This is a genomic window from Methylobacterium nigriterrae, assembly GCF_037106235.1.
Classification (GTDB): Bacteria; Pseudomonadota; Alphaproteobacteria; order Rhizobiales; family Beijerinckiaceae; genus Methylobacterium; species Methylobacterium nigriterrae.
In genome coordinates this window covers 1-276 of record NZ_JBAWTG010000823.1, presented here as the reverse complement: position 1 = coordinate 276, position 276 = coordinate 1, and the positions used below count along the sequence as shown (strand labels likewise).

General features: G+C 65.2%; 1 protein-coding gene. It reads right to left on the bottom strand.

Annotation, left to right across the window (positions count from 1 at the left end; genetic code table 11):
- Window positions 1-276 (bottom strand): EscU/YscU/HrcU family type III secretion system export apparatus switch protein (locus tag WDW90_RS39300; RefSeq protein WP_336493020.1); only part of this gene is annotated, 276 nt, incomplete at both ends.

Below are 276 nucleotides of genomic sequence, written 5' to 3'. Positions count from 1 at the left end.
GAGCACAGGCATGAGGCCCTGCACGACGACGAGGAGCACGATGCCGACCACCGCGGTCTTGATCACCGACTTCAGGCCCTCCCACAGGGCCTGGGTTCCGAAGACGCGCTTGACGCCGTTGACGAGGTTGAACTGTTCGAACTTGCCCTCGAACTTCTTGAAGTGGATTCCGCCCTGCACTGCAGAGCCCAGCAGGATGATGATGGCGACCGCGGCGAGCAGCGGCCCGAGGGTCGCCAGCACCGACTGCATCCCCTCGCCCAGGATGCGCTGGGC